Below are 26445 nucleotides of genomic sequence, written 5' to 3'. Positions count from 1 at the left end.
TCACGCCCGCGCGGGCTTGGGCCGGGCGAACTGCCACCAGGGCAGCACGGTGCTCATGGACAGCACCTCGCCGCAGTGCATGGGCACATAGCCGGGCAGTGCCGCCATCTGCGCCTGCCAGGCGGCGGTCTGCAGCAGGTCGCGCAGGGCCCGGGTGGCCGGCTGCTCCAGGGTGGATTTGAGGCAGGCCAGGTGGTAGCGCTCCTGCACCAGGGGCACGAAGCCCAGGCCCCGGGCGTGGGCCGCGAGCTCGATGCCCATGCCCACATCGGCCGTGCCGGCGGCCACGGCCTGGGCCACGGCCGTGTGCGAGGGTTCGTTGCGCTCGTAACCCTGCAGGTCGCCGGGGCCCAACCCGGATTGTGCGAGCAGCTCGTCCAGCAGCACCCGGGTGCCGGTGCCCAGGGGCCGGTTCACGAAGCGTGCCTGCTGGCGCGCCACGTCGGCCAGGGACTGCAGGCCCAGCGGGTTGCCGCGCGCCACGATCAGCCCCTGGGTGCGCTGCGCAAACCCGATGATCTTGTGGTGCCCCGGCTTGAGCAGGGGCTTGTAGGTGCGGGCGGCAAGCGAGTCGGCAGCTGGTGTTTCGCGCGTGTGGAAGCCGGCCATCGTGCAGCGGCCCTCGTTGAGTGCGCGGATGGCGTCCACGCTGCCGGTGAAGCGGATGTCCAGGTGCAGCGCGCCGCTCTCGCCCGGCGTGGCCGCATAGGCGCGCAGCGCGGCCAGCGCATCGTCGTGGCTGGCATACATGGTGAGCACATGGGCCTGGTCGTCGAAGGCCACGGCGAAGGCGCGCTCCAGGTCGGCATGCAGGGCGGCGATCTGGGGCGCCAGGCGCGCCTGGGCCTGGCGCTCGGCCCACAGCAGCTTGGTGCCGAACTCGCTGAGCTGGGCGGACTGGCCCTTGCCCCAGATGATCAGCTCGCCACCGAGCTGCTCCTCCCAGCGCTTGAGGGCGCCCCAGACATGGCGGTAGGACAGTTCGAGCGCGCGCGCAGCACCCGAGATGGAGCCCTCTTCGGCCACCGCCTGCAGCAGCTCGGGCAGGGGGTTGCGGATCTGGGTGTCGCCCGCATCGCGGCTGAGCGTGTAGTGAAGCTGGACCCTATGCACGGACGTTCATATCGCTGGGAATGGTGGAGGTCCATACGATAGCCCAAGCCATGTCCACCCTGACGCAAAGCGCCGCCACCGCCCTCGAACTGACCTTGTCGGGGGACCCGGCGCTGTGGACCATCGTCGGCCGCTCCCTGTCGGTCAGTGCCACGGCCTGTGCGCTGGCCTGTGCGGCGGGCCTGGTGCTCGGGGCCTGGCTGGGCGTGGCCCGGTTCGTCGGCCGGGGCGCGCTGCTGGCGCTGCTCAACACCTTGCTGGCCGTGCCCTCGGTGGTGGTGGGGCTGGTGGTCTACCTGCTGCTGTCGCGCAGCGGTCCCTTCGGGGCCCTGGGCTGGCTGTTCAGCTTCAAGGCCATGGTGCTGGCCCAGGCCCTCCTGGTGCTGCCGGTGGTCACCGCGCTCACGCGCCAGGTGGTCGAAGATGCCGAGCGCGCCCATGGCGAGCAGTTGCGCTCGCTGGGCGCCAGCAGCCTGCTGCGCAGCCTGCTGCTGGCCTGGGACGAGCGCTACGCGCTGCTCACGGTGCTGATCGCCGCCTTCGGCCGCGCCATCTCCGAAGTCGGCGCGGTGATGGTCGTGGGCGGCAACATCGATGGCTTCACGCGTGTCATGACCACGGCCATCGCCCTGGAGACCAGCAAGGGCGACCTGCCCCTGGCGCTGGCGCTGGGCCTGGTGCTGCTGGGCGTGGTGCTGGCGCTCAATGTGCTGATCGCGCTGCTGCGCCGCTGGCGCGAGCGCGTGGACGGTGGCGCCCCCGACGCCCTGGTGGGGGTGGCGGCATGAGGCACCCGGAGCCCCTGCCCGTGGCCCAGCCCCTCGCGCACCCCCTGATTGCGCTGCAGGGCGTGGCCGTGCGCTATGGGCGCGTGCAGGCCCTGGCCGACATCGACCTGCACATCGCCCCGGGCGAGCGCGTGGCCCTGGTGGGGGCCAACGGCAGCGGCAAGAGCACCCTGCTGCGCGTGCTGCACGGCCTGGTCGGGCCCAGTGCCGGCCAGGTGCGGCGCGATGCCGCGCAGCGCCAGGCCATGCTGTTCCAGCGCCCGCACATGCTGCGCACCAGTGCCCAGAACAATGTGGCGCTGGCCCTGTGGCTGCGCGGCACGCCCTGGCGCGCTGCGCGGGCCGAAGCCCTGGCGGCGCTGCGGCGCGTGGGGCTGGAGGCCATCGCCCTGCAGAACGCGCGCACGCTCTCGGGCGGCCAGCAGCAGCGCGTGGCGCTGGCACGGGCCTGGGCCCTGCGGCCCGCGGTGCTGCTGCTCGATGAGCCCACGGCCAGCCTGGACCCGCATGCCAAGCGCGAGGTCGAAGGCCTGATGGCCGACCTGGCAGGCCCTGCGGAGCCGGCCGATGGTGGTGGGCCGGCGGTGACCATGGTGTTCAGCAGCCACAACCTGGGCCAGGTCAAGCGCCTGGCCAGCCGCGTGGTCTACCTGGAGCAGGGCCGCGCCGTGGCCGACCTGCCGGTACACGACTTTTTCAACGGCCCCCTGCCGGAGGCCGCGCGTCTGTTCGTCAAAGGAGAAATAGGATGAGACAACCCACGATGGCCCGCCGCCGCCTGCTGTTCGTTCCCTCTGCGGTCGCACTGGCTGTGGCCCTTGCGCATGGCGCGGCATGGGCACAGGCCACGATCACCATGGCCTCCACCACCTCCACCGAGCAGTCGGGCTTGTTCGGCCACCTGCTGCCCGAGTTCAAGAAGGCCAGCGGCATCGACATCAAGGTCGTGGCCCTGGGCACCGGCCAGGCGCTGGACATGGCGCGCCGCGGCGACGCCGACGTGCTCTTCGTGCACGACCAGGTGGCCGAGGAGAAGTTCGTGGCCGAGGGCTGGGGCGTCAGGCGCTACCCCGTGATGTACAACGACTTCATCCTCGTGGGTCCCAAGGCCGACCCGGTGGGCACGCAGGGCAAGGACATCGTCGAGGCGCTGAAAAAGCTGGCCGCCGGCAATGCCGCCTTCATCTCGCGCGGCGACAAGAGCGGCACACATGCCGCCGAACTGCGCTACTGGAAGCTTGCCGGTGCCGAGGCGGCCAAGGGCAGCGGCTACAAGGAATGCGGCTGCGGCATGGGCCCGGCGCTGAACATCGCGGCCTCCAGCGGCGCCTATGTGCTGGCCGACCGGGGCACCTGGCTCAACTTCAAGAACCGCGCCGAGATGGTGGTGCTGGTGGAGGGCGACACGCGCCTGTTCAACCAGTACGGCGTGATGGTGGTCAACCCGGCCAAGCACCCGCAGGTCAAGCAGCAGGACGCGCAGAAGTTCGTGGACTGGGTGGTCTCGCCCGGTGGGCAGGCCAGCATCGCCGGCTACAAGATCGGCGGCGAGCAACTGTTCTTCCCGAACGCCGGCAAGTGAGCGTGCGCGGCAGGCTCAGAACCCGAGGCTGGGCTTGGCCACCATGAGGTAGAACACCACCACCATGGCCACGAAGGCCGGGTAGCCCAGTGCCTCCCACCAGCGCGCATAGCGCCAGTAGGTGGCGGGCAGGGCGTCGCTGCCGGCGTCGGCCGCCTGCTGGGCCAGGGCGCGCATGCGCAGCTGCAGCCACACCACGGGCAGCCAGCACAGGCCGGCCAGCACATACAGGCCGAGCGAGAGGGCGAGCCAGGGCGTGGACAGGGGCAGCCCGGCCATGTGCACCATGGCCAGCCCGGTGGCGGGCTGGATGAACACCGTGGGCGTGGTGAACCACCAGTCGGCCCGCACCACCAGGCGGCTGACCACGGCCTGCGCCTGGACGTTGCCGCTGCGGTTGGCAAAGAACATGTAGTAGGCCGAGCCCAGGCCCGTGCCCACCAGCAGCACGCTGGAGACGATGTGCATCCACTTGAGGGTCAGGTACAGGCTCATGGCGTGGGCTCGTGCAGCAGCACCACCAGGATGGCGGCGATGGGCAGGTTCTTGGTCAGCGGGCCGAAGGGGTGCAGCCACCAGCCCGGTTCGATGGCCGTGGCCAGCAGCGTCATCACCCCCATCAGCACGAGTGCGGCGGCGTAGGCGGCGCGGCCGGGGCGCAGGGCGATCCACAGGCCCACCACGGCATCGGCGGCGGCACCGGCCAGCACCAGGGCCGTGACGACCTGCGGATGGTTGAAGGGCAGGGTGGCCAGCAATTGCCGGCTCTGGCCGTCGAGCTCCCACACGCTGACGATGGCGGTGGCGAGCCAGACGAAGACCAGGCTGTGGCGCAGCAGGCGGCGGTGGGCCGGGCTCATGGGGCAGGGCCCTCCTCTTCCACTACGTCCGTCACCATGCCCCATTTCGCAAACTCGGGCCCGAAGGCGGCCAGCGGCAGCAGGCTGGTGCAGGTGTGGGCACCAATGGGCAGGGCCTGGCCGCGGGCGAGCTGGCGTGCCAGCAGGATGGCGGCCATGCAGGGGATCTCGGGGCCGTGGTCATGGTCGGCGGCAATGTGCCAGGCGCGGCGCCGTGCCACGCCCGCACCATCGGCACCGGCCACGCGCACCACCATGCCGCCCAGCGGTGTGCCCAGGAAGTCGAAGACCCCGCCCGTGCGGTGCATCAGCCCTGCCAGGCGCTCGGGGCGGCGCAGCAGGCCCCAGGCGCGCAACGCTGCGAGCGCGGCGAAGGCGCGCTGGGCCAGGCCCACCTCGAGCGCGGCGCGAAAACTCACCCGCTGCGTGACGCGGTAGTGGGCGGGCAGCAGCTCCAGGTCGGGGATGTCGCACACCGCCGCAAGGCGCGGGCGCAGCCGCTGGAACTGCACGCGCGTGGGCTCGGCCCAGCCGAGCCGGTCCTGCCAGCGCCCGTCTTCCCACACGGCGATGGGGCCGCCACAGTAGCTGAGCACGGCCGCCAGCGTGGCCTGGCCGCGCGGTGCGCGCTGGGCCGGGGCGATGCAGATGTCGATGCTGGCGATGTGTTGCCAGCCGGCGCACAGATGGTCCACCACGGCCGAGGACAGGGCCGGTACCGTGCTGGCGCCGCAGACTGCCGTGCGCCCCGCGGCCGTGAAGCGCGCCTGCAGCGCTGCGGGGAAGTCGCAGACGAAGCGGCGCCCATCGGCCAGGTCGATGTAGTGCGCGCCGGCGTCGGCGGCCGCCTCGGCCACCGTATAGCCCTGCGCCTGGAACGGCCCTGCCGTGTGGATCACCAGGCCCACGCCCAGCGCCTGCAGGGCCTGCACCAGGCCGGGTGCGCTGTGGTCCAGGGCCACGCCCCGGGTGCCGGGGCCCAGCGTGGCCGCCAGGGCCTGGGCCTGGGCGGCGCTGCGGCCGGCCACCAGCAGGTGGATGCCGGGGTCGCCGGCCAGCGCGCGGCAGATGCGTGCGCCGAAGTTGCCATAGCCCCCGAGCACCAGCACGGTCAGCGGTGCGGCGCTCATGGGCGGGCCTCCCGGGGCCGCTGCACCCAGCCGGGCGCCGGCGCGGGGCTGCCCTGGGGGGCCGGGGTTGCGGCCGGGCCCCGCTGCGCCCGCAGTGCGGCCAGGTGCTGGGGCCATTGGGCGCGGTGCCAGCCGGGCACCTCGGCTGCCGGCATGGGCTTGCAGAACACATAGCCCTGGATGGTGGGAATGCCGCAGGCCGCCAGGGCCTGCAGCTCGGAGGCGGTCTCCACCCCCTCCACCACCACCGACAGGCCGAATTCGCCGGCCATGGCACCGACATGCCGCAGCAGCGATTGGCGCCGTGGATCCTGGGCCAGCTGGCGCACGAACAGGCGGTCGCACTTGATGCCGGCAATCGGCAGGTCGGCCAGCATGCCCAGCGAGGAATACCCGGCGCCGAAGTCGTCCATCAGCACGCCCACGCCGATGGCCTGCAGCTGGCGGATGGACGCAAGCATGCGCGGGCCGCTGGCGATCAGGGCATGCTCGGTCAGCTCCAGCCGCAGGCTGCTGCCGGGCAGGGCATGGCGGGTGAGTTCGGCCTGCAGCCAGGGTGCAAAGTCCTCCTCGAGCAGGGTGGCGGGCGCCACGTTCACGCTGAACCTGGCATGGTCCAGGCCCTCGCTGCGCCACTGGCAGGCGCAGGCCATGGCGTTGACCAGGATCAGCCGGTCCACCAGCGGGGTCTTGCCCTGCAGTTCGCAGACCAGCAGAAAGGCCTCGGGGTGCAGCGGGCCCAGGAGCTCGCTGCGCACGCGCAACAGCGCCTCGAACTGCAGTTCGCCGCTCGCCAGGTCGGCGATGGGCTGGAAATGCAGCGCCAGCTGCCGGGCCTGGAGCAGCACGGGCAACTGGTCCGCGATCAGCGACAGCTGGATGTCGCCCTCGGGCGCCGGCACCTCGTAACTGGAGGTGCGCATCAGCGACAGGCCGCGGCGCAGCAGTTGCTGGCGTGCCTGGTCAAAGCGCATGTTGCTCAGTTGCTCGGTGGCGATGGCCATGCCGAACAGCAGCACGATCACCAGCAGCGCCACCCCGTCGGTGGCCGCGGCGCTGTCGGGCCATTCCAGCGGAAAGGTGTTCACCAGCAGCCAGTGCAGCACCAGGATGGCGGCGCCGGCCAGCAGCTTGTCGTGCCATTGCTGGGGAATGTAAATGCGCGTCAGCGCCTTCATCTTGGCGGCGCGGTGGCGTATGGAGGTGTAGGCGGCGATGCCGATGGCCGTGGCCAGCGCCAGCACGATGGCCAGGCCGTTCACGCGCGCATAGCTCGATACATAGCCTTCGGAGATGGTGAAGTGCGCAGCCAGCATCCCGAGCGACAGCCCCGCGCCTGCGACCAGGATGCGCGCCTTGCTGGTGCTGGTGCTCAGCGTGGGGACCGTGAGCCGCGCACTCAGCGCCATGATGACCAGGCCCGTGAGTGCCGGCACCAGGCCCAGCGTGTGGCCGGCCAGCTCGGCGTACATGAGCATGCCCACCACGTCCAGCGCCCACACGATGCAACCGATGCACAGGGCCGCGTGGGATGCGCTGATGCGCCGGCTCGATGGGTCGATGGCAAAGGCCGTGTGCTCCACGAGCCGCTGGCACACGTGCACGACCAGGGAGGCAAAGATCCAGAACAGCAGGCTGTGCAGCAATGGCGGAAAGCCCACGGCGAACAGCTGCGTGGTGTCATGCCCGATGGAAAACATTCTGACCCTTCCCCCCAAAATCTTGTGCAGTCATCATACGACCTGGCGATGACCAGGCCCTGGGGGATGTCCGTGGCGCTAGGGCTTGTCAACAGGCCCTAGTTCACGACCGCAACGCCCTTGACCTGGGCGAAGACCGCCTTGCCCGGCGCCAGCGCAAGGGCCTGGGCCGAGCGCTGCGTCACCCGGGCCAGCAGCCGCGTGGGGCCGGCATCGAGCGCCACCATGCATTGGCCGGGGCTGTCCGCCTCCACCTGCACCACAGTGGCGGGCAGGATGTTGAGGATGCTGGTGTCCACCGGCGCGGCCAGCGCCAGGCTCACGTCGCGCGCCTGGATGCGCAGGCGCACCGGCGCGCCGGCCGGCCACGCGGTGGGGCTGGCCAGCAGCAACCGGCCGCCGGCGAACTGCACGCTGGTGATGTGGTCGTGCGCGTCATGGCGCAGCACCGTGCCTTCGACCACCGAGGCGGCCGCATCGCCATGCGCCAGCGGCAGGTCCAGCCGCACCAGCATGTCTTCGGTGCGCCCGCTGGCCAGCACCCGGCCGTCCTGCATCAGCACCATGTGCGCGGCCAGGCGCGCCACCTCGTCGATGGCGTGGCTCACGTACAGCACGGGGATGTCCAGCGCCTGGTGCAGCCGCTCCAGGTAGGGCAGGACCTCGGCCTTGCGCTGGGCGTCCAGTGCGGCCAGGGGCTCGTCCATCAGCAGCACACGCGGGCCTGTGGCCAGGGCACGCGCCATGGCCACGCGCTGGCGCTCGCCACCCGACAGGGCGTGGGGCTTGCGGTCCATCAGGTGGGCGATGCCCAGCAGGTCCACGGCGTGGTCCAGCGCCACGGTGTGCCGCTCTTTCGGTGTGCGCCTGCGGCCGTAGTCGATATTGCCGCGCACGCTCAGGTGCTCGAACAGGCTGGCCTCTTGGAATACGTAGCCCAGCGCGCGCTGGTGCGTGGGGCGCCAGATGCGCGCCGCGTCGTCCTGCCAGACCTCGCCGTTGACCACCACGGTGGCCTGCTGTGCGCGCAGCAGGCCTGCAATGGCGCGCAGGCTGGTGGTCTTGCCGCAGCCCGAGGGGCCGAAGAGGGCCGTAACGCCGCGCCCGGGAAGCTGCAGGTCCACGTCGAGCGTGAAGCCCGGGCGCGATACCTGGAGGCGGGCGCGGATCTGTTCGGCAGCGCTCATGACACCATGGACGCGCGGCGGCGCGTGAGGTTCAGGCCCAGCAGCACCAGGAAGGAGAAGACCACCATGCCCCCTGCCAGCCAGTGCGCCTGGGTGTATTCAAGGGCCTCCACATGGTCGTAGATCTGCACCGAGACCACGCGCGTCACGCCCGGGATGTTGCCGCCCAGCATGAGCACCACGCCGAACTCGCCCACGGTGTGCGCAAAGCTCAGGATGGCCGCGGTGATGAAGCCCGGGCGCGCCAGCGGCAGGGCCACGGTGAAGAAGCGGTCCAGCGGCCCGGCGCCCAGCGTGGCCGCGGCTTCGAGCGGCCGGTTGCCGATGGCCTCGAACGCCGCCTGCAGCGGCTGCACCGCGAAGGGCAGCGAGTAGATCAGCGAGCCCGCCACCAGCCCCCAGAAGGTGAAGGGCAGGGCGCCCACACCCAGCCACTGCGTGAACTGCCCGATGGGGCCGTTGGGCCCCATGGTCACAAGCAGATAAAAGCCGATCACCGTGGGCGGCAGCACCAGCGGCAGCGCCACCACGGCCGACACCGGCCCGCGCCAGCGCGAAGAGGTATGCGCCAGCCACCAGGCCAGCGGGGTGCACAGCACCAGCAGCAGCGCCATGGTGGTGCCTGCGAGCCGAAGCGTGAGGCCGATGGCCGCAAGATCGGCGCTGGAAAAGGGCATGGAGGGTGAAAGGGGCTCGTGCAGGGGACTGGTCAGAAACTATAGCCGTAAGACTTGATGATGCCCTTGGCCTTGTCGCCTTTCAGGTACTGCATCAGCGCCGTGGCGGCCGCATTGCCCTTGCCCGTCTCCAGCAGCGCCGCATCCTGGCGGATCGGCTCGTGCATGTCGGCCGGCACCTGCCAGGCCGAGCCCTGGGCGATCTTGCCGTCCACCATCACCTGCGACAGTGCGACAAAGCCCAGTTGCGCATTGCCCGTGGCCACGAACTGGTAGGTTTGCGCGATGTTCTCGCCCTGCACGAAACGCGGCTGCAGCGTGGCGGTGAGGCCGAGCTTGTCCATCACCTGCGTGGCGGCCAGGCCGTAAGGGGCCAGCTTGGGGTTGGCGATGGCCAGGTGCTTGAAGTCGCCGCTCTTGAGCACGGCGCCCTTGTCGTCCACATAGCCGTCCTTGGCACTCCACAGCACCAGGGTGCCGATGGCGTAGGTGAAGCGCGAGTTGGCCACCACCTTGCCTTCGCGTTCGAGCTTGGCGGGCGTGTTGTCGTCGGCCGACAGCAGGATCTGGAACGGCGCGCCATTGGTGATCTGCGCATAGAACTTGCCCGTGGCGCCGAACGACAGCTCGGCCTTGTGGCCGGTGTCGGCCTCGAAAGCGGCCGCGATCTTCTGCATGGGCGCCGTGAAGTTGGCGGCCACTGCGACCGAGACCTGCTCGGCATGGGCCGAAGCGGCTGCGGCCAGGGCCAGGCTGAGAACGGAAAGAAAGCGGGCGGCAGGCATCTGCATGGCGGTAGGGCGCGCAAGCGCTGTTCATTGATGGAATAGCGAAAGTATAAAAGCAGTGCCTGCGTTGCGCAGGCAGCCCTTGTGCTGCGTGGCGGTATTCCCCGGGGATCCCCTACACTGTGCCCACCATGCCGATGTTCCCCGCTGAAATCCTCGCCGCCTACCTCGTTGCCGTGATCGTCGTGGTCTTTGCACCGGGGCCGGACAACATCCTGGCCATCAGCCGCGGCCTGAGCCAGGGGCGGCTGGCGGCCGTGCTCTCCTCAGTGGGCGCAGGCCTGGGCATCATGGTGCACACGGTGGCGGCCACGCTGGGGCTCACGCTCATCGTGCAAGCCTCGCCGCTGGCCTTCTGGGCCGTGAAGATCGCGGGCGCGGCCTACCTGCTGTACCTGGGCTACAAGGCGCTCACGGCGGGCAACCTGATCTCGTTCGCACCCGCCGCCCACCAGCCGCTGGCCAAGGTGTTCGGCGTGGGCCTGTTCTCCAACGTGCTCAACCCCAAGCCGGGGCTGTTCGTGCTGGCCTTCATTCCCCAGTTCGTGGACGCAACGCGCGGCCCCGTGGCCACGCAGATGCTGGTGTATGGCGCGATCTTCGCGGTGCTCACGGCCATCATCTTCTCGGTGCTGGGCAGCTGCGCGGCGCAGCTCTCGGGCTGGCTGGTACGCCGGCCGCGCGCCACGAAGTGGCTCAACACCGGTGCCGGCGTCACCTTCATCGCCTCGGGCATCTCGGTGCTGGCGCTGGGCAACCGGCGCTAGGCAAGGCACCGCGCCCCTCCGATGCCTGGCACCCCTCCCGTCTCCTTTGCGGGCGCGCTCGGCCATGACATGGCCGACAAGCGCATTGCCATCCTGCGCGAGATCGGCGCGGGTGGCTCCATCTCGCAGGCGGCGCGCGCCGTCGGCGTGAGCTACAAGGCTGCCTGGCAGGCGCTCGACACCCTGACCAACCTGGCCGGCACGCCGCTGGTGGACCGTGCCGTGGGGGGCGCCGGCGGCGGTGGTGCGCAACTGACCGAGGCCGGCCACCAGCTGCTGGCCGCGGCCGATGCCATGGCCCAGGCGCGCAGCGCCGTGCTGGCCCGCTGGGAGGGCCGCGCCGGCCCGGCGGCAGCCCGCCTGGCGGTGCGCACCAGCATGCGCAACCAGTGGCCCTGCACGGTGCAGCGGCTGGAGCCCCTGGGCCAGATCGTGCGCGTGCACCTGGGGCAGGGCGACGGCGGGGCCGCGGCTTTCCTCAGCGCCCGTATCACGCTGGAGAGTGTCGAGCTGCTGGGCCTGGCGCCCGGCCTGGCGGTGCAGGCCCTGTGCAAGGCCACGGCGGTGCGCGTGGAGCGCGCCGGCAAAGACCTGCCACCGGCCGTACCCGGCACGTGCCGGCTGCCCGCCAGGGCGGTGCGCGTGGTGCGGGGGGAATCGGGCGATGAAGTGTCTGCCGAGCTGGACGGGGGCATCCAGATGGTGGGTTTTGCCGCGCCCGACAGCGGCCTGCGTGCCGGCAGCCGGGTGCTGCTGGTGGTGGAAGACAACGCCGTGGTGATCGCGCTCGCGCAAGGCTGAGCGCGAAGATCGCCCTGGGCCAGGGCGAGTGCGAATCAATGCCCCTTCGGGGTTCCCAGCTTGCGGTACACCGTGGCCCGGCTGATGCCCAGGGCGCGCGCCGCCTCGGCCACATTGCCGCGCGCCTCCTGCACCGCCTGGCGGATGAGCGCGGTTTCGGCTTCGCGCAGCGGCGCTGCGGCCACGGCCGGTGCTGCGGAGGTGCTCAGCAGGCTGCGGGGGGCATGGCCCTGCCGGGGCGCCAGGGCCATGCCCTGCAGGCGCAGGCCGGACCACAGCGGCAGGTCCAGCGGGGCGCTGCCGGCGTGCTGGCGCTGCGCCGCGTCGAACAGCAGCGGCCAGGGCAGGGCCAGCAGTTCGCTGGCATGGGCCCGGCTGCCCGGTGCGCGCAGCGGCTGGGGCACCAACTGGCGTGCCGTGCGGTTGCTGCCCAGCAGGTAGCCGTCGGCGTCCAGCAGCACCAGGCCGTCGCCTTCGCCGCCCAGGGTGCTGCCGGGCCAGTTCAGGCGCAGCAGCAGGGCGTGGGGGCGCTGCAGCAGCAGGGCGTCTTCGATGGCACGGGCCGAGCGGTCCACCAGGTGGCGCAGCTCGGGCCGCTCGGGCACGTCCACGCCGGTCAGGTCCAGCATGCCGGTGCAGCTGCCCTCGGGGTCGAACAGGGGGGCGCCGGCACAGCTGTAGTGGGTGTTGTCGTCGAAGAAATGCTCGCCCCGATGCAGCCACACGGGCTGCAGCTCGGCCAGGGCGGCGCCAATGGCGGTGGTGCCCACGGCGGCCTCCGACAGGTCGATGCCCACGCGGCCGATGGCATGCACCCGCGCGTCGCGGTGGTCGAGTGCGCCCTGCACGTCGACCACCACGCCGCGCGCGTCGGTCAGCACGGCGAAGTAGTGCATGCCGGCAATGGCGCGCGTGAGGTGGCCGAGCACGGGGCGCGCAGCCTGCAGCAGGTGGCGGTGCTGCTCGGCCACGCCGCGCAGCGTGGCGGCGCTCACCAGGTCGAAGGCCACACGCTGGCGCGGCGTCTGGCCCTGGGCCATGCAGCGCTGCCAGGAGCGCACGATCCACGGCTCGATGCCCAGCGCGGCAGGCACCTGGCCCTGGCTGAACAGGGCGGTGCGGGCGCGGGCGATCAGGGCCTGGCGCTCATCGGGCGATGGCGTGACGGCAGCGGCGGACAGCATGGACAACGACTCCCGTGGGGTGGCGGGCCGGTGCACCCACTGCGGGGTGCTTCGGTGTGCAGTGCGCATGATGCGCCGGTGTGCACTGCAGCATGTTTCAATTTGAGAATATCCGTGCCCGGCCGGCACCAAGCTAGGGTTCACCCTAGGAATCCGGCCCCGCGCCCGGACCAAGATGCGGCTTGCAGATCCAGCCAACACCCCTCGAGGAGACAGCCAGATGCAAGTCCAGTTCACCGTCAACGGCCAGCCGGCCAGCGTTGATGTCCCCCCCAACACCCTGCTGGTCCACGCGCTGCGCGAGCACCTGATGCTCACCGGCACGCACGTGGGCTGCGACACCAGCCAGTGCGGCGCATGCACCGTGCATGTCAACGGCCGCGCGGTGAAATCCTGCGCCATGCTGGCCGTGCAGGCCCAAGGGGCCCAGGTGCAGACCATCGAAGGGCTGGCCGCGGCCGACGGCAGCATGCACCCCATGCAGGCGGCCTTCAAGGAGTGCCATGGCCTGCAGTGCGGCTTCTGCACCCCGGGCATGGTGATGAGCGCGGTCGACCTGTGCACCCACCACCCCAAGGCCAGCGAGGGCGAGATCCGCGAGCTGCTGGAGGGCAACATCTGCCGCTGCACCGGCTACCAGAACATCGTGCGTGCCGTGCAACACGGTCAAAAAGCCATGGCGTCGGCCTGACCCCCGTCCAGAACTCACACACCAGGAGACAAGACCATGGGTGCTTCCGACTTCTCCAAGCTGCCGCACATCGGCGAGGCCCTTCGCCGCAAGGAGGACTACCGCTTCCTCACCGGTGCGGGCCAGTACACCGACGACGTGGTGCTGGCCGCGCAGAGCCATGCCGTGTTCGTGCGCTCGCCGCATGCGCATGCGCGCATCAACAGCGTCAACACCGATGCCGCCCGGGCCGCGCCCGGTGTGCTGGGCGTGTTCACGGGCGCCGACGTGGCGGCCGACAACATCAACGGCCTGCCCTGCGGCTGGCTCATCACCAGCACCGACGGCCAGCCCATGAAGGAGCCGCCGCACCCCATCCTGGCGCAGGGCAAGGTGCGCTATGTGGGCGACCACGTGGCCATCGTCGTGGCGCTCACGCAGCAGCAGGCGCGCGATGCGGCCGAGCTGGTGGAGGTGGACTACGACGTGCTGCCCGCCGTGGTCAGCGTGGCCGATGCGGCGGCGAACAGCGTGGCCGGCGCCGCGCTGCACGACATCGCGGCCGACAACCACTGCTACAAGTGGGCCATCGGCGACAAGGGCGCGGTGGATGCGGCCTTTGCCGGCGCCGCGCACGTGACCAAGCTCGACCTGGTCAACAACCGCCTGATCCCCAATGCCATGGAGCCGCGCGCGGCCATCGGTTCGTACAACCGTGCCACCGAGGAGTACACGCTGTACGTGAGCAACCAGAACCCGCACGTGGAGCGCCTGCTCATGACGGCCTTCGTGATGGGCCTGCCCGAGCACAAGGTGCGCGTGATCGCCCCCGACGTGGGCGGCGGCTTCGGCTCCAAGATCTTCCTGTACGCCGAAGACGTGTGCCTGACCTGGGCCGCGAAGAAGCTCAACCGCAACATCAAGTGGGTGGCCGACCGCAGCGAGGCCTTTCTCTCGGACGCCCATGGCCGCGACCACGTGAGCCATGCCGAGATGGCGCTGGACAAGGACGGCAAGTTCCTGGCCATGCGCGTGCACACCGACGCCAACCTGGGCGCCTACCTGTCGACCTTTGCCACGGCCGTGCCCACCATCCTGTACGCCACGCTGCTCGCAGGCCAGTACACCACGCCCCAGGTCTATGTGGAGGTGGACGCCTGGTTCACCAACACCGCGCCGGTCGATGCCTACCGCGGCGCGGGCCGGCCCGAGGCCACCTACCTGCTCGAGCGCCTGGTCACGCGCTGCGCGTGGGACCTGGGCCTGTCGCAGGACGAGATCCGCAAGCGCAACTTCATCACCAGCTTCCCCTACCAGACGCCGGTGGCGCTGCAGTACGACGTGGGCGACTACCACGCGTGCATGACCCAGGCCCAGGCGCTGGCCGACGTGGCCGGCTTCGAGGCGCGCAAGAGCGCCAGCGCCGCCAAGGGCCTGCTGCGCGGCGTGGGCTACAGCAGCTACATCGAGGCCTGCGGCATCGCGCCATCCAACATCGCGGGCGCGCTGGGCGCGCGTGCCGGGCTGTTCGAGTGCGGCGAGGTGCGCGTGCACCCCACGGGCAGCGTGACGGTGTTCACCGGCTCGCACAGCCACGGCCAGGGGCACGAGACCACCTTTGCGCAGGTGGTGGCGGCGCGCCTGGGCATTCCGGTGGAGAACGTGGACATCGTGCACGGCGATACCGGCCGCGTGCCCTTCGGCATGGGCACCTACGGCTCGCGCTCGATCAGCGTGGGTGGCGCGGCCATCATGAAGGCGCTGGACAAGATCGAGGCCAAGGCCAAGAAGATCGCGGCCCACCTGATGGAGGCCAGCGACGCCGACATCGACTTCAGCGGCGGCGAGTTCAGCGTGCGTGGCACGGACAAGAAGATCCCCTTCGGCCAGGTGGCGCTCACGGCCTATGTGCCGCACAACTACCCGCTGGACAAGCTGGAGCCCGGGCTCAACGAGACGGCCTTCTACGACCCGACCAACTTCACCTTCCCGGCCGGCACCTACATCTGCGAGGTGGAGGTGGACCCCGCCACCGGCGCCACGCGCGTGGACCGCTTCACCGCGGTGGACGACTTCGGCACCATCATCAACCCCATGATCGTGGAGGGCCAGGTGCATGGCGGCCTGGTGCAGGGCATCGGCCAGGCGCTGCTGGAGAACTGCGTGTACGACCGCGAGACCGGCCAGCTGCTCACCGGCAGCTTCATGGACTACGCCATGCCGCGCGCCGACGACTTCCCCGAGTTCAAGCTTGGCCATGTCTGCACGCCCTGCACCCACAACCCGCTGGGCACCAAGGGCTGCGGCGAGGCCGGTGCCATCGGCTCGCCGCCCGCGGTGATCAATGCCGTGCTCGACGCGCTGCGCCCGCTGGGCGTGAAGGATTTCGACATGCCAGCCTCCCCGCACCGCGTGTGGGAAGTGATTCAGAACGCCAAAGCCTGAGGAGAAGCACACCATGTATGCATTCACCTATGAAACCCCGGCCAGCGTGGCCGATGCGGTGCGCCTGGCGGGCGCGGGCGGCAAGCCCATTGCCGGCGGGCAGAGCCTGCTGCCCTCGATGCGGCTGCGTCTGGCCAAACCCGGCCAGGTGGTGGACCTCAATGGCATTGCCGAGCTGGCGGGCATCCGCCGCGAGGGCAATGCCCTGGTGATCGGCGCGATGACGCGGCACATGGACGTGGCCGGCAGCGCCGAAGTGCAAGCCGCCGTCCCGGCGCTGGCCCACCTGGCCGCGCACATCGGCGACCGGCAGGTGCGCGCCCGTGGCACGCTGGGCGGATCGGTGGCCAACAACGACCCTGCGGCCTGCTACCCCAGCGCCGTGCTGGCGCTGAACGCCACCGTCATCACCGATCAACGCGAGATCGCGGCGGACGGCTTCTTCGTGGGCATGTACACCACGGCGCTGAACGAAGGTGAGCTGATCACCGCGATCCGCTTCCCGATCCCGAAGCGCGCGGCCTACCTCAAGTTCAAGCAGCCGGCCTCGCGCTTCTCGCTGGTGGGGGTGTTCGTGGCGCAGACCGATGTGGGCGTGCGTGTAGCCGTCACCGGGGCTGCGAGCAGCGTGTTCCGCCAGCAGGCGCTGGAGGCCGCGTTGAACAAGGACTTCTCGGTGGCGTCGGCCGCTGCGGTGAAGGTGGATGCGAGCGATCTGAACAGCGACATCCATGCCAGCGCCGCCTACCGCGCCAATTTGATCAGTGTGCAAACCCAACGCGCCGTGGCCCAGATGCTGGGCTGACCTTCCCCCGTCCGCCATGTGCCGGTGTGCATGGCGGACTCTCTTTTGTCTATGAACGCTGCTGCCTTGCCGCCTGAACTGGCCTCCATCGACGACCTGGTGCAGGCCCTGCAGCGCGTGGGCTATTTTGCCGACCGGCGGCTGGCGACCGCCGTGTTCCTTGCGCTCCAACTGCAGCGCCCGCTGCTGCTCGAAGGCGAGCCCGGCGTGGGCAAAACCGCGCTGGCCAAGGCGCTGTCCGAGGTGCTGGCGCGCAGCCTGATCCGCCTGCAATGCTACGACGGGCTGGAGCAGCGCGAGGCGTTGTACGAATGGAACTATGCCGCCCAGTTGCTGCATATGCGCGCAGCGGAACTCATGCCCGGCGGTGCACGGGACATCGAGGCCGAGGTCTACCAAGAGCGCTACCTGATCCGGCGCCCCCTGCTGCAGGCCCTGCAGGCGCCCGCACCCGGGGCGGTGCTGCTGGTCGACGAGGTGGACCGCGCCGACGAACCCTTCGAGGCCTTTCTGCTCGAATACCTGGGCGAGTACCAGGTCAGCATTCCCGAAATCGGCACCGTGCGCGCCACGGCCACGCCGGTCACCCTGCTCACCAGCAACCGCACGCGCGACCTGCACGATGCCGTCAAGCGCCGCTGCCTGTACCACTGGCTCGACTACCCCGAGCGCGAGCGCGAACTGGCCATCGTGCGCGCCCAGGTGCCCGGCGCCAGCGAGGCCCTCGCCGCCCAGGTGGCGGACTTTGTGGGCCGCCTGCGCAGCCAGCCCTTTGCCAATGCCTTCCAGCGTGCGCCCGGCATCGCCGAGAGCGTGGAGTGGGCCAAGGCCCTGGTGGCACTCGACACCCTGGTCGTGGACCCGGAGATCGTCTCCGACACCGCAGGGATCTTGTTCAAGCAGCGCGAGGACGTGGCAGCGCTCACGCGGGACATGACCGCCGAGCTGCTCAAGCCCCAGGATACCGAGGCCTGAGATGGGGGGCGCTTCCTCCACTGCGACGGCTTCCCAGCTGGGCGATGCGCGCACCGGCAAGCTGGCCGACAACCTCACCGGCTTTGGCCGCACCCTGCGCCGCGCGGGCGTGCGCGTGGACGCCGCGCGCATGGCCCTGGCCCAGCAGGCCGTGCTGCTGGTGGGCCTGCAGCGCCAGGATGTCGCCGCAGCGCTGGAGGCCGTGCTGGTGAGCCGCGAGCAGGACCGCCTGGTGTTCCGCGAGCTCTTCGACGCCTACTTCAAGAACCCGAACGTGGCGCAGAAGCTGCTGGCCCAGATGCTGCCCAGCGCCGAGGCCAAGGCCGAGCCCGTGAAGCGCCGCCCGCGCGTGAGCGAAGCCCTGGCCCCCGTGCGTGCCGCGCGCAAGGCCCCGCCGCGCGAGGAGGACAAGGTCGACTTCGACGCCGCCATGACGGCCAGCGATCTGGCGCGCCTGCGCCATGCGGATTTCAACCAGCTCTCGGCCAGCGAATACCGGCTGGTGGAGCAGTTGGCGCGCGACATTCCGCTGCCCTTGCCCGACTACGCCGCCCGCCGCACCCGCCCGGGTGTGCGTGGCAGCCGCCCGCACTGGCCCGGTGCCATGCACCAGACGGCGCGCACGGGGGGCGAATTTTTGCAGGTGCCGCTGCTGCAGCGCCGCCGCCAGCCGCTGCCGCTGCTGGTGCTGGTCGACGTGTCGGGTTCCATGGAGCGCTATGCGCGCCTGCTGCTGGCCTTTTTGCACGCCGCCACCGCACCACGGCGCGCTGGGGCGCTGCGGCGCGACGTGTTCGCCTTCGGCACGGGCTTGACCGATCTCACGCCAGCCTTCCGCCTGGCCGATACCGATGCCATGCTGCAGGCCGCCAGCCATGCCATTGCCGACTTTGCCGGCGGCACGCGCATGGGCGAAAGCCTGCGCGCGCTGCGCCTGCAGCATGTGCGCCGGCTGGTGGGGCGGCGCACCCTGGTGCTGCTCATCACCGATGGCCTCGATACCGGCGCGCCCGAACTGCTGGAGCAGGAACTGGGCTGGCTGCGCCGCCACTGTGCGCGCCTGCTCTGGCTCAACCCGCTGCTGCGCTTTGGCGGCTATGCGCCCACGGCACGCGGCGCGGCCGTGCTGCACCGCCAGGCGCACGGCATGCTGGCCGTGCACGACCTGAGCCGTCTGCAGGACCTGGCAGGCAGCATTGCCACCGTGCTGCGCCAATGACCATCTGAAGAACGAACCGAGGATTCCCACCATGGAAATGCAAGCCAGCCGCACCCTTGCCGTCAGCCAGAGCCAGGCCTGGGCAGCGCTCAACGACCCCGAGGTGCTCAAGCTGTGCATCCCCGGCTGCGAGAAGGTCGAGCCCACCGGCGAGAACCAGTACAGCGTGGCCATGGCGCTCAAGATCGGCCCGGTCTCGGCCAAGTTCGCGGGCAAGATCACGCTGTCGGACAGCGTGCCGCCCGAAAGCTACACCATCGCCTTCGACGGCTCGGGCGGTGTGGCGGGCTTCGGCAAGGGCAGTGCCCAGGTACGGCTGGAACCGCTGGCACCCGAGGGGGCCCAGGAGCGCTGCGAGCTGCACTACACCGTGCACGCCACCGTGGGCGGCAAGATCGCCCAACTGGGCCAGCGCCTGATCGACGGTGCCGCCAAGGGCATGGCCGAGGACTTCTTCAAGCGCTTTGACGCCGAGATGCAGCGCCGCCATCCCCCCGCGTCCCCCGCGGTGGAGGGCGCACCGGACACCGTGCCCACCGAAATCCCCACCCAGCCCGGCGAGGATGCCGGGCCGCCGAGCGGCTTTGTCCCGAGCCAGCGGGCAGGCCTGCAGGCCACGGGTGCCCAGGAGGCGCAGGGCGGCGGTATTCCCGTGTGGGTCTGGGTGGCGGGCGCGGTGGCCCTGGTGGCCATCGCTTGGTGGTTGAATTGAGCTTGCCCCCTGGCGCACGGAACCGCCGGGCCTTGGGCACAATCTACGCACGATGACGACGACGATGGAAAACCTCGATGTGATGGTGCTGCGCACCCTGCACGGCTGGCGTGCGGCGGGCCGGCGTGCGCTGCTGGCCACGGTGGTGCGCACGTGGGGATCGTCCCCGCGGCCCGTGGGCTCGATCATGGCGCTGTGCGACGATGGTGCGGTGGTGGGTTCGGTCTCGGGCGGCTGCATCGAAGACGACCTGATCGACCGCCACACGCGTGCCTATGCGCAGGAGCGTGCCGGGGCCACGGGCCATGAGCACCGCATTCCCAACGGCCCCCCGTCTTTCGTCAAATATGGCATCACGGCGGACGAGGCGCACCGCTTCGGCCTGCCCTGCGGCGGCACGCTGGAACTGCTGCTCGAATACGACCCCGACCCCGTCTGCCTGGCCGAGCTGATCGCCGCGCTCGAAGCCGGGCGCCTGGTGCGCCGCACGGTGCGTCTGGCCGATGGCGCGGTGGCGCTGGCCATGGCCACGGAGCCGGCCGAGCTGGCCGTGGACAGCCAGGAGCTGACCAACACCTTCGGCCCCGAGTACCGCATGCTCATCATCGGCGCGGGGCAGATGGCCGAGTACCTGGCCACCATGGCCTTGTTCAATGGTTTCGCCGTGACCGTGTGCGACCCGCGCGAGGAATACCGCCACGGCTGGAAGGTGCCCGGCGCCACCCTGGTGAGCGCCATGCCTGACGACGTGGTGGCAGACTTCAAGCCCGACCGGCGCAGCTGCGTGGTGGCGCTCACGCACGACCCCAAGCTCGACGACCTGGCGCTGCTGGAGGCCTTGTCCACGGAGGCCTTCTATGTGGGCGGCATCGGTTCGCGCCGCAACAACGAGGCGCGCCGCGCGCGCATGATCGAGCATTTCGACCAGACCGAGGCCAGCCTCGTGCGCCTGCGCGGGCCCATCGGCATCTACATCGGCAGCAAGACCCCGCCCGAGATCGCCGTGAGCGTGATGGCCGAGATCCTGGCCGTGAAGAACGGCGTGGCCCTGCCGCGCGTGATGGAGGTGGCCCAAGCCAAGAACGACCGGGACGTGGCGCACAACGACCCCGGGCCGCTGGTCTGCGCGGTCAGGCGCTGATCGCGTCAGCGCTTGCGGCCCTGCAGCTCCCGCTGCACATGCGCAAGCAGGCCCTCGCAGGCATCCTCCACCAGGTCCAGCACATCGTCGAAGCCGCTGGCGCCGCCGTAGTACGGGTCGGGCACCACGGGGCTGTCCATGCGCAGGCAGAACTCCGTGAGGCGCCGGAGCTTGTGGGCATGCTGGGGTGGGCACAGCTCCTGCGCCATGGCCAGGTTGTCCCAGTCCATGGCGAGCACCAGGTCGTGCGTTGCGAAATCGGCCTGCAGCATCTGCCTTGCGCGCAGGTCCGACAGGTCATAGCCACGCCGGGTGGCGTGTTTTTGCGAACGGTGGTCCGGCGGCTCGCCCGGGTGGTAGTTGTGCGTGCCGGCCGAGTCGACCCGCACCACACCATCAAGCCCGGCCGCCCGCACGCGGTGGCGGAACACGCCGTGCGCCGTGGGGCTGCGGCAGATGTTGCCCATGCAGAGAAAAAGGACCGAATAGCCCGGTGTCGGTGATGCCATGTGTGCCCCTGAATGCCAAACGGCCCCGCGTGGGGCCGTTGGCAGTGTCTCATGGCGAGCGGTCAGGCCAAGGCTTTCTCTCGCTTCGCGTCGTGGTAGGCCAGGGTGCCGCGTGTCAGCACCTGGTCACTGGCCAGCACCGCGCCGGCGTCGTGCTCGGGCGCGCCCTTCAAGCGGTCGTAGAGCGGCGCAAAGTCGATCTGGGCCAGCTCCAGCAGCTCGTCCAGGTGGCCCAGCACGAAGTAGGTCTCCTGGAAGTCGTCGATGCGGTAGTTCGTTTGCATCACGCGTTCCAGCTCGAAGCGCACGCGGTTGGGCGAATCGCTCTCGACCGAGAAGCGCGTCTCGCTGGCCGAGGAGGCAATGCCCGCGCCGTAGATGCGCAGGCCGTCGCTCTGCTGCACCAGGCCAAACTCCACCGTGTACCAGTACACGCGCGCCAGCTTCTCCAGCACTCCCAGGCGGCTGGCGCGCAAGCCGCCTTCGCCATAGGCCTGGATGTAGTCGGCGATGACAGGGTTCATCAGCATGGGCACATGGCCGAACACGTCGTGGAAGACGTCGGGCTCTTCCAGGTAATCGAGCTCGTGCGGCTTGCGGATGAACTGCCCGGCCGGAAAGCGCCGGTTGGCCAGGTGGCCGAAGAACACGTCATCGGGCACCAGGCCGGGCACGGCCACCACCTCCCAGCCCGTGCGCTTCTTGAGCACCTTGGACATCTGCTCGAAGTCGGGGATCTGCTCGGGGCCGATGGGCAGGTCCTGCATGCCGCGGATGAATTCGTCGCAGGCGCGGCCGGGCAGCAGCTTGGACTGCCGCTCGAACAGGGTGCGCCAGACGCCGTGCTCTTCCTGGGTGTAGTTGGCCCAGCCCTGGTCGATGGTCCAGTCGGGCCGTTCGGGGGCGTGCGCGTCCCCGGCCGCCAGGCCGTGCTTGGCGGTTTCCTTGAGCTGCTGCAGCATGGTTGTCTCCTGCGCCGTCTATGCCGTGAAGGCGGCGGCGATGCGGTTCATCAGCGTGGCCATCTCGATGTCCTTGGCCGAGATGCCGTCCACGTCGTGCGTGGTCAGGGTGACGTTCACGCGGTGGTAGACGTTGAACCACTCGGGGTGGTGGTTCATGCGCTCCGCATGCAGGGCCACCTGGGCCATGAAGCCGAAGGCCTGCACAAAGTCCTTGAACTGGAACTCGCGGGTGAGCACGCCGCCGCGCTCGGCGCCGTGGGCCCAGCCGTCCAGCGTGGGCAGCTGCGCTGCCAACTGCTCGGGCGTGAGCTTCATGCCGCTTCCTTGGCGGGGGCCTTGGCCTTGTCGTCCACAGCCAGCACGCCACGGTTGATCTGGTCGCGCTCCAGCGACTCGAACAGCGCCTTGAAGTTGCCTTCGCCAAAGCCTTCGCGGTAGTTGCCCTTGCGCTCGATGAACTCGAAGAACACCGGGCCCAGCATGGGCTGCGAGAAGATCTGCAGCAAGAGGCGCGGCTGGCCGCCTTCGGTCGTGCCGTCCAACAGGATGCCGCGGGCCTGCAGCTCGCCCACGGGCTGGCCGTGGCCGGGCAGGCGCTTGGCCAGGTTCTCGTAGTAGATCTCGTTGGGGGCGGTCAACAGGGGGATGCCGGCCATCTGCAACTGGTCGATCGATTCGAGCAGGTTGTCGGTCAGCAGGGCGATGTGCTGGATGCCTTCACCGTTGAACTGCATCAGGAACTCTTCGATCTGGCCGCCGCCCTGGCGCGATTCCTCGTTCAGCGGAATGCGGATCAGGCCGTCCGGTGCCGTCATGGCCTTGGAGGTCAGGCCCGTGTACTCACCCGAGATGTCGAAGTAGCGGATCTCGCGGAAGTTGAACAGCTTGGTATAGAAGTCGGCCCAGTAGGCCATGCGGCCGCGGTACACGTTGTGCGTGAGATGGTCCACCACTTGGAAGCCATGGCCCTTGGGGTGCAGGTCCACGCCGGGCAGGAACTCGAAATCGATGTCGTAGATGGACTTGCCGTCTTCGAAACGGTCGATCAGGTACAGCGGCGCACCGCCGATGCCCTTGATCGCGGGCAGGCGCAGCTCCATCGGGCCGGTCGGGATCTCGATGGGCTGGGCGCCCAGCTCCAGGGCGCGCTTGTAGGCCTTGTGCGCATCGCGCACACGGAACGCCAGGCCGCAGGCCGAAGCGCCGTGCTCGCCCGCGAAGTAGGCCGCATTGCCCGGCTCGTTGTTCACGATGAAGTTGATGCCGCCCTGGCGGTACAGCAGCACGTTCTTGGAGCGGTGCTTGGCCACCAGGGTGAAGCCCATCTTCTCGAACATCGGCTCCAGCACGCCGGGCTTGGGCGAGGCGAATTCCACGAACTCGAAGCCGCACAGGCCCATGGGGTTGTCAAACAGGTCGCTCATACATCGTCTCCATCATCGGTGGGCAGCACTCAGGCCGGGGATGGGACGACTGTAGGGAAAGTGGGGCGCAGTTATCTTGCAAGTTCGGGACGCGCCGGCCCGCTGTGCGCTGGTTTCATGCGAAAAATCAAAGGTAGAGCATTCGATCAGCTCTGAATCCGCGATTGGCGCAACCTTGCTGCTTGTTTGCGCGGCGTGACCTTGAACAGGTTCTCACGCCAGAAGCCCTGCCGCCATGTCGGCATCGCGGGGCGCAGGGCTCCGCGCAGCCGGGGTTCAGCCCATCACCACCGGGCCGCCCTTCTGGATGCCGCGCTGGTAGGCCGGGCGGGCCTCCATGCGCTTCTTGTAGGCCTGCAGGTTGGGGCAGTTGCCAGCCTTTTCGGAGCGCGACAGGGCGGCCTCGACCGCAAAGCTCATCTGGAAGTCGGCCATGGTCAGGTGCTCGCCGGCAAACCAGGTGTTCTGGCCCAGGTGGGCTTCCATGAAATCCATGGCGGTGTTCACGTTCGGGTCCACCACCTTGTCGAGCACCTTGCCGCACAAGGCCTTGGCAATGGGCTTGACGAAGAAGGGCATGGGCTGGCGCGGGATGGTCATGAACACCAGCTTCATCACCAGCCAGTTCATCAGCGAGCCCTCGGCGTAGTGCATCCAGAAGCGGCACTGGCGGTACTCGGGCGTGCCGCGCGCGGGCTCCAGATGGGCCAGCTCGCCCGTGGCCTGCGCGCCATAGGTTTCCACCAGGTATTCGATGATGGCGGCCGATTCGGCCACCACTTCGCCGCCATCGGTGATCACGGGCGACTTGCCCAGCGGGTGGATCTTCTTGAGCTCGGGCGGGGCCAGCTTGGTGGCCTTGTCGCGCTGGTAGATCTTGAGCTCATAGGGCACGCCCAGTTCTTCGAGCAGCCAGAGGACGCGCTGGGAGCGCGAGGTTTCGAGGTGGTGGACGGTGATCATCCGGCCATCTTAGGGCCTACCCCGTCGTTTCCGTGTGGCAGCCGCGCGGCCAATGTCGCCTGCACGATGTTGCGGCTGCGCCAGAAAGCACAAAGCCCTCTTGCGAGGGCTTCGTTGCTTGCAAGGGGCCGCGTGCGTGCGGCCCGTGCCGATCTGGCGATCAGCCGCCCTTCTTGGAGCGCTTGCCAGGGTTCTTCTTGCTGCGCGTGGCGACGCCGCGCTCCAGGCTCACGCGTTGGCCGCGGCCACCGGTGGGCAGGGTGTAGCCGGCCACGGGCGTGGGACGGGGGCTGCGCTTGCGGTCTGCTTCGGTGACGATCTTGTTGCCCATGGAAATTCTCTGGAAAAATTGGTGGAAAAACACGTATTAGGCCATAGATCGGCCAAAAAGCCCAGCAGCGTGGTTTTTCAAGGTGTTTCGCCCGGCCTTCAGACGCCCGTGAAGCGGGTGGCAAAAGCCGCGCCATGGTCGGTGGACAGGGCCTCGCAGCAGTGGTGGGGCAGCACAAAGCCACGCCCTGCGTCCTCCACCGCCTTGGCCCGTATCACCGGGGGCTGCGCCCTGACACCGCCAAAAATGGTGGCAAACGCCACGTCGGCCGCGTCGCGCCCCGTGCCGAAGCGGATCAGCCCCATGGGAATGGCCGTGCCCGAGGGGTCGAACAGGTACCAGCGGTCGCCGATATAGGCCTCCACATAGGCATGGAAGTCGGGCGGGCCCAGGCTGGGGTCGGCGCCATAGTCGGTGCCTGTGGTGAAGCGCGCGGGGATGTTCACCGCGCGGCACAGTGCGATCATCAGGTGGGCAAAATCGCGGCACACCCCCACCTTCTCCACCAGCGTGTCCACGGCCGAGGTGTTGGAGTTCGACGCGTTGGACGTGAAGGCCACGTGCCGCTGCACCCAGTCGCGGATGGCCTGCACCCGGCGGTGCCCCTGCGGCAGGGTGCCGAACTCGGTGCCGGCCAGGCGCAGCAGGCGGTCGGACTGGCAGTAGCGGCTGGGGTAGATATAGCCCAGCACGTCCTGCGGCAGCTGGCGGATGGGTACCTCGGCCAGTTGGGCCGGGTCGGCGCAGTGGTGGCTGATGTCCACCGTGGCCGAGTACCCCACCTTCAGCGCCCCCGGCTCGCCCCTGAGGCGCAGGTAGCGGTTGCCCGTGGCCGGGTCGGTATGGATCTGGCGCGGCACGTTCTGGTTGATGGTCAGGCGTTCGTTGCGGATGGCCTGGCTGGGCGTGTGCGCGGCGTGGATGTTGAACACGAAGTCCGCGCCGTGTGAGTCGATCTCGTAGTGGAGCTCGATGTCGAGTTCCAGCCGCACCCGGGTGTGGGCCATGAAGGGCGCCCGGGTGGCGGGCAGGGGCTCGGCCGAAGCCGGGTGCACACTGGTGCCCGGTGGCGGCACCGCCGTGTCACCGGGCTCGCCATTGGCGGCCTGGAAGGGCAGCCGTGCGGCCAGCGGGTTGAAGGCAGTGGCAATGGAAGGGGACGACGCTTGCGCGAGCATGGTGGATGTCTCTGGTGGAGGGGCTGGCTGTCCACGGCCTGCCACACCGGCATGCCGCAGCCCGTTCAGAGTACGTGCGGGCCCCCGGGCTGTATGTAGGCATACAGCCTGTCACTCCCCGGCGCGGTGGCTGACGCGCCTGGCGCGGCGCCTCACTCCAGTTCGAAGGCCTCGCGCAGGGCGGTGCAGAAAGCGCTGCTGCCGCTGATGGACAGGGTCACGGTGGTGCGCGGGGCACCCGGCGTGCTGGGGTGGGTGGCAATGCGGCCCGTGGCGCTGTCGAATTCCATCGCCAGGGGGGTGGACACCTCCTGCACGGCACTGATGTCGTAGTCCCATTCGCCGCCTTCCTCCGCCGGCCCGAAGGTATCGGGGAAGTGGGCATGCGCCCAGGCCAGCACCTGGGCGACTTCGGCCTGTACGGCCGGCCATTGCGCCGGGCTGGCGGCGGCCATGGCGTCGAAGGTGCCCGTGCCTTCGTAGTCTTCGCTGTAGTCGAAATCGAGGTAGTGCAGGGGCATGGTGCGTGGC

29 protein-coding genes are annotated in these 26445 nt (G+C 69.7%); 12 read left to right on the top strand and 17 right to left on the bottom strand.

What is annotated here, in order from left to right; translation table 11 throughout:
• Entirely contained in the window at nt 1-1113 is a 1113-nt protein-coding gene (locus HNP48_RS09250; RefSeq protein ID WP_184856631.1) for a substrate-binding domain-containing protein, read from the bottom strand.
• A gap of 50 nt (nt 1114-1163) precedes the next feature.
• Here HNP48_RS09250 and HNP48_RS09245 point away from each other — a divergent pair, with 50 nt between their 5' ends.
• Genes HNP48_RS09245 through HNP48_RS09235 form a run of 3 tightly spaced genes read left to right on the top strand, consistent with a single transcriptional unit; the run spans nt 1164 to nt 3483 of the window.
• Nucleotides 1164-1901, top strand: a complete 738-nt coding sequence (locus tag HNP48_RS09245) for an ABC transporter permease (protein WP_184856630.1) — start codon at nt 1164-1166, stop codon at nt 1899-1901.
• A complete protein-coding gene (locus HNP48_RS09240) occupies nt 1898-2653 on the top strand; it encodes an ATP-binding cassette domain-containing protein (RefSeq protein WP_184856629.1) in 756 nt (251 codons plus the stop codon). Before HNP48_RS09245 ends, HNP48_RS09240 begins: the two co-directional genes overlap by 4 nt.
• Nucleotides 2650-3483, top strand: coding sequence for an extracellular solute-binding protein (locus tag HNP48_RS09235; RefSeq protein ID WP_409362540.1), 834 nt, complete (start codon nt 2650-2652; stop codon nt 3481-3483). Before HNP48_RS09240 ends, HNP48_RS09235 begins: the two co-directional genes overlap by 4 nt.
• 15 nt (nt 3484-3498) lie before the next feature.
• On the opposite strand, the gene HNP48_RS09230 is transcribed toward HNP48_RS09235, so the two are convergent.
• The 7 genes from HNP48_RS09230 to modA all read right to left on the bottom strand — a co-directional run bounded on the left by HNP48_RS09230 (nt 3499) and on the right by modA (nt 9828).
• Nucleotides 3499-3978 (bottom strand): DUF2269 domain-containing protein, encoded by a 480-nt coding sequence (locus HNP48_RS09230; protein ID WP_184856628.1) that lies wholly within the window; start codon nt 3976-3978, stop codon nt 3499-3501.
• Entirely contained in the window at nt 3975-4343 is a 369-nt protein-coding gene (locus HNP48_RS09225) for a DoxX-like family protein (protein WP_184856627.1), read from the bottom strand. The genes HNP48_RS09230 and HNP48_RS09225 overlap by 4 nt, the downstream gene beginning before the upstream one ends.
• The gene (locus HNP48_RS09220; protein WP_184856626.1) at nt 4340-5473 is read right to left on the bottom strand and encodes a saccharopine dehydrogenase family protein; all 1134 of its coding nucleotides are present in this window, start codon (nt 5471-5473) and stop codon (nt 4340-4342) included. Before HNP48_RS09220 ends, HNP48_RS09225 begins: the two co-directional genes overlap by 4 nt.
• Entirely contained in the window at nt 5470-7173 is a 1704-nt protein-coding gene (locus tag HNP48_RS09215; protein ID WP_184856625.1) for an EAL domain-containing protein, read from the bottom strand. Before HNP48_RS09215 ends, HNP48_RS09220 begins: the two co-directional genes overlap by 4 nt.
• 98 nt (nt 7174-7271) lie before the next feature.
• The gene (modC, locus tag HNP48_RS09210) at nt 7272-8360 is read right to left on the bottom strand and encodes a molybdenum ABC transporter ATP-binding protein (protein ID WP_184856624.1); all 1089 of its coding nucleotides are present in this window, start codon (nt 8358-8360) and stop codon (nt 7272-7274) included.
• Nucleotides 8357-9037: a molybdate ABC transporter permease subunit gene (modB, locus tag HNP48_RS09205; protein WP_184856623.1), complete on the bottom strand. Its 681-nt coding sequence runs from the start codon at nt 9035-9037 to the stop codon at nt 8357-8359. The genes modC and modB overlap by 4 nt, the downstream gene beginning before the upstream one ends.
• A 32-nt stretch (nt 9038-9069) precedes the next feature.
• Complete coding sequence (modA, locus tag HNP48_RS09200) at nt 9070-9828, bottom strand: molybdate ABC transporter substrate-binding protein (protein ID WP_184856622.1); 759 nt, start codon at nt 9826-9828, stop codon at nt 9070-9072.
• Nucleotides 9829-9956: 128 nt separating this feature from the next.
• Here modA and HNP48_RS09195 point away from each other — a divergent pair, with 128 nt between their 5' ends.
• Complete coding sequence (locus HNP48_RS09195) at nt 9957-10592, top strand: LysE family translocator (protein WP_221480157.1); 636 nt, start codon at nt 9957-9959, stop codon at nt 10590-10592.
• A gap of 21 nt (nt 10593-10613) precedes the next feature.
• Nucleotides 10614-11393, top strand: coding sequence for a TOBE domain-containing protein (locus tag HNP48_RS09190; protein WP_184856621.1), 780 nt, complete (start codon nt 10614-10616; stop codon nt 11391-11393).
• 35 nt (nt 11394-11428) lie between these two features.
• Here HNP48_RS09190 and HNP48_RS09185 read toward each other — a convergent pair whose 3' ends face one another.
• Nucleotides 11429-12577, bottom strand: a complete 1149-nt coding sequence (locus tag HNP48_RS09185) for a helix-turn-helix domain-containing protein (RefSeq protein WP_184856620.1) — start codon at nt 12575-12577, stop codon at nt 11429-11431.
• A 220-nt stretch (nt 12578-12797) separates the two neighbouring features.
• On the opposite strand from HNP48_RS09185, the gene HNP48_RS09180 reads away from it, so the two are divergent.
• From HNP48_RS09180 to HNP48_RS09150, 7 genes are all read left to right on the top strand, one after another.
• Nucleotides 12798-13268 carry a (2Fe-2S)-binding protein gene (locus tag HNP48_RS09180; RefSeq protein WP_184856619.1) on the top strand — a complete coding sequence of 157 codons (471 nt, stop codon included), beginning with the start codon at nt 12798-12800 and terminating at the stop codon, nt 13266-13268.
• Nucleotides 13269-13304: 36 nt separating this feature from the next.
• On the top strand, nt 13305-15692 hold the full coding sequence (locus HNP48_RS09175) for a xanthine dehydrogenase family protein molybdopterin-binding subunit (protein WP_184856618.1): 2388 nt from the start codon (nt 13305-13307) through the stop codon (nt 15690-15692).
• A gap of 13 nt (nt 15693-15705) precedes the next feature.
• Nucleotides 15706-16497, top strand: a complete 792-nt coding sequence (locus HNP48_RS09170) for a xanthine dehydrogenase family protein subunit M (protein WP_184856617.1) — start codon at nt 15706-15708, stop codon at nt 16495-16497.
• 51 nt (nt 16498-16548) lie between these two features.
• Entirely contained in the window at nt 16549-17472 is a 924-nt protein-coding gene (locus HNP48_RS09165) for a MoxR family ATPase (RefSeq protein WP_184856616.1), read from the top strand.
• Between the two features lies 1 nt (nt 17473).
• On the top strand, nt 17474-18691 hold the full coding sequence (locus HNP48_RS09160; protein WP_184856615.1) for a VWA domain-containing protein: 1218 nt from the start codon (nt 17474-17476) through the stop codon (nt 18689-18691).
• A gap of 31 nt (nt 18692-18722) precedes the next feature.
• The gene (locus HNP48_RS09155; protein ID WP_184856614.1) at nt 18723-19403 is read left to right on the top strand and encodes a CoxG family protein; all 681 of its coding nucleotides are present in this window, start codon (nt 18723-18725) and stop codon (nt 19401-19403) included.
• A 64-nt stretch (nt 19404-19467) separates the two neighbouring features.
• Nucleotides 19468-20544, top strand: a complete 1077-nt coding sequence (locus HNP48_RS09150; RefSeq protein WP_184857080.1) for an XdhC family protein — start codon at nt 19468-19470, stop codon at nt 20542-20544.
• Nucleotides 20545-20549: 5 nt separating this feature from the next.
• Here HNP48_RS09150 and HNP48_RS09145 read toward each other — a convergent pair whose 3' ends face one another.
• From HNP48_RS09145 to HNP48_RS09110, 8 genes are all read right to left on the bottom strand, one after another.
• A complete protein-coding gene (locus tag HNP48_RS09145; RefSeq protein ID WP_184856613.1) occupies nt 20550-21053 on the bottom strand; it encodes a low molecular weight protein-tyrosine-phosphatase in 504 nt (167 codons plus the stop codon).
• A 62-nt stretch (nt 21054-21115) separates the two neighbouring features.
• Nucleotides 21116-22015, bottom strand: a complete 900-nt coding sequence (phhA, locus tag HNP48_RS09140; RefSeq protein ID WP_184856612.1) for a phenylalanine 4-monooxygenase — start codon at nt 22013-22015, stop codon at nt 21116-21118.
• 18 nt (nt 22016-22033) lie between these two features.
• Complete coding sequence (locus HNP48_RS09135; RefSeq protein WP_184856611.1) at nt 22034-22333, bottom strand: 4a-hydroxytetrahydrobiopterin dehydratase; 300 nt, start codon at nt 22331-22333, stop codon at nt 22034-22036.
• Nucleotides 22330-23442 carry a 4-hydroxyphenylpyruvate dioxygenase gene (hppD, locus tag HNP48_RS09130; protein WP_184856610.1) on the bottom strand — a complete coding sequence of 371 codons (1113 nt, stop codon included), beginning with the start codon at nt 23440-23442 and terminating at the stop codon, nt 22330-22332. The genes HNP48_RS09135 and hppD overlap by 4 nt, the downstream gene beginning before the upstream one ends.
• Before the next feature lie 276 nt (nt 23443-23718).
• Nucleotides 23719-24405: a glutathione S-transferase family protein gene (locus HNP48_RS09125; RefSeq protein ID WP_184856609.1), complete on the bottom strand. Its 687-nt coding sequence runs from the start codon at nt 24403-24405 to the stop codon at nt 23719-23721.
• 160 nt (nt 24406-24565) lie between these two features.
• On the bottom strand, nt 24566-24736 hold the full coding sequence (locus HNP48_RS09120; RefSeq protein WP_184856608.1) for a hypothetical protein: 171 nt from the start codon (nt 24734-24736) through the stop codon (nt 24566-24568).
• A 98-nt stretch (nt 24737-24834) separates the two neighbouring features.
• Nucleotides 24835-25743: a transglutaminase family protein gene (locus HNP48_RS09115; protein WP_184857079.1), complete on the bottom strand. Its 909-nt coding sequence runs from the start codon at nt 25741-25743 to the stop codon at nt 24835-24837.
• A 323-nt stretch (nt 25744-26066) separates the two neighbouring features.
• On the bottom strand, nt 26067-26435 hold the full coding sequence (locus tag HNP48_RS09110; RefSeq protein ID WP_184856607.1) for a hypothetical protein: 369 nt from the start codon (nt 26433-26435) through the stop codon (nt 26067-26069).
• Nucleotides 26436-26445 lie beyond the last annotated feature (10 nt).

The sequence above is a fragment of the Acidovorax soli genome (genome assembly GCF_014207955.1).
Classification (GTDB): domain Bacteria; phylum Pseudomonadota; class Gammaproteobacteria; order Burkholderiales; family Burkholderiaceae_C; genus Acidovorax; species Acidovorax soli_A.
Note: the sequence above shows the minus strand (reverse complement) of the source record. Positions and strands in the feature narration are given on the sequence as shown.

Coding starts and splice junctions, on each gene's coding strand:
- HNP48_RS09185 (WP_184856620.1), bottom strand. CDS start 12,577: ATGCTGTCCGCCGCTGCCGTCACGCCATCGCCCGATGAGCGCCAGGCC.
- modC (WP_184856624.1), bottom strand. CDS start 8,360: ATGAGCGCTGCCGAACAGATCCGCGCCCGCCTCCAGGTATCGCGCCCG.
- HNP48_RS09165 (WP_184856616.1), top strand. CDS start 16,549: ATGAACGCTGCTGCCTTGCCGCCTGAACTGGCCTCCATCGACGACCTG.
- HNP48_RS09135 (WP_184856611.1), bottom strand. CDS start 22,333: ATGAAGCTCACGCCCGAGCAGTTGGCAGCGCAGCTGCCCACGCTGGAC.
- HNP48_RS09180 (WP_184856619.1), top strand. CDS start 12,798: ATGCAAGTCCAGTTCACCGTCAACGGCCAGCCGGCCAGCGTTGATGTC.
- HNP48_RS09195 (WP_221480157.1), top strand. CDS start 9,957: ATGCCGATGTTCCCCGCTGAAATCCTCGCCGCCTACCTCGTTGCCGTG.
- HNP48_RS09245 (WP_184856630.1), top strand. CDS start 1,164: ATGTCCACCCTGACGCAAAGCGCCGCCACCGCCCTCGAACTGACCTTG.
- HNP48_RS09220 (WP_184856626.1), bottom strand. CDS start 5,473: ATGAGCGCCGCACCGCTGACCGTGCTGGTGCTCGGGGGCTATGGCAAC.
- HNP48_RS09145 (WP_184856613.1), bottom strand. CDS start 21,053: ATGGCATCACCGACACCGGGCTATTCGGTCCTTTTTCTCTGCATGGGC.
- HNP48_RS09175 (WP_184856618.1), top strand. CDS start 13,305: ATGGGTGCTTCCGACTTCTCCAAGCTGCCGCACATCGGCGAGGCCCTT.
- modA (WP_184856622.1), bottom strand. CDS start 9,828: ATGCAGATGCCTGCCGCCCGCTTTCTTTCCGTTCTCAGCCTGGCCCTG.
- HNP48_RS09115 (WP_184857079.1), bottom strand. CDS start 25,743: ATGGCCCACACCCGGGTGCGGCTGGAACTCGACATCGAGCTCCACTAC.
- HNP48_RS09235 (WP_409362540.1), top strand. CDS start 2,650: ATGAGACAACCCACGATGGCCCGCCGCCGCCTGCTGTTCGTTCCCTCT.
- HNP48_RS09155 (WP_184856614.1), top strand. CDS start 18,723: ATGGAAATGCAAGCCAGCCGCACCCTTGCCGTCAGCCAGAGCCAGGCC.
- hppD (WP_184856610.1), bottom strand. CDS start 23,442: ATGAGCGACCTGTTTGACAACCCCATGGGCCTGTGCGGCTTCGAGTTC.
- HNP48_RS09150 (WP_184857080.1), top strand. CDS start 19,468: ATGGAAAACCTCGATGTGATGGTGCTGCGCACCCTGCACGGCTGGCGT.
- HNP48_RS09110 (WP_184856607.1), bottom strand. CDS start 26,435: ATGCCCCTGCACTACCTCGATTTCGACTACAGCGAAGACTACGAAGGC.
- HNP48_RS09190 (WP_184856621.1), top strand. CDS start 10,614: ATGCCTGGCACCCCTCCCGTCTCCTTTGCGGGCGCGCTCGGCCATGAC.
- phhA (WP_184856612.1), bottom strand. CDS start 22,015: ATGCTGCAGCAGCTCAAGGAAACCGCCAAGCACGGCCTGGCGGCCGGG.
- HNP48_RS09170 (WP_184856617.1), top strand. CDS start 15,706: ATGTATGCATTCACCTATGAAACCCCGGCCAGCGTGGCCGATGCGGTG.
- HNP48_RS09240 (WP_184856629.1), top strand. CDS start 1,898: ATGAGGCACCCGGAGCCCCTGCCCGTGGCCCAGCCCCTCGCGCACCCC.
- HNP48_RS09160 (WP_184856615.1), top strand. CDS start 17,474: ATGGGGGGCGCTTCCTCCACTGCGACGGCTTCCCAGCTGGGCGATGCG.
- HNP48_RS09215 (WP_184856625.1), bottom strand. CDS start 7,173: ATGTTTTCCATCGGGCATGACACCACGCAGCTGTTCGCCGTGGGCTTT.
- HNP48_RS09225 (WP_184856627.1), bottom strand. CDS start 4,343: ATGAGCCCGGCCCACCGCCGCCTGCTGCGCCACAGCCTGGTCTTCGTC.
- HNP48_RS09230 (WP_184856628.1), bottom strand. CDS start 3,978: ATGAGCCTGTACCTGACCCTCAAGTGGATGCACATCGTCTCCAGCGTG.
- modB (WP_184856623.1), bottom strand. CDS start 9,037: ATGCCCTTTTCCAGCGCCGATCTTGCGGCCATCGGCCTCACGCTTCGG.
- HNP48_RS09125 (WP_184856609.1), bottom strand. CDS start 24,405: ATGATCACCGTCCACCACCTCGAAACCTCGCGCTCCCAGCGCGTCCTC.
- HNP48_RS09120 (WP_184856608.1), bottom strand. CDS start 24,736: ATGGGCAACAAGATCGTCACCGAAGCAGACCGCAAGCGCAGCCCCCGT.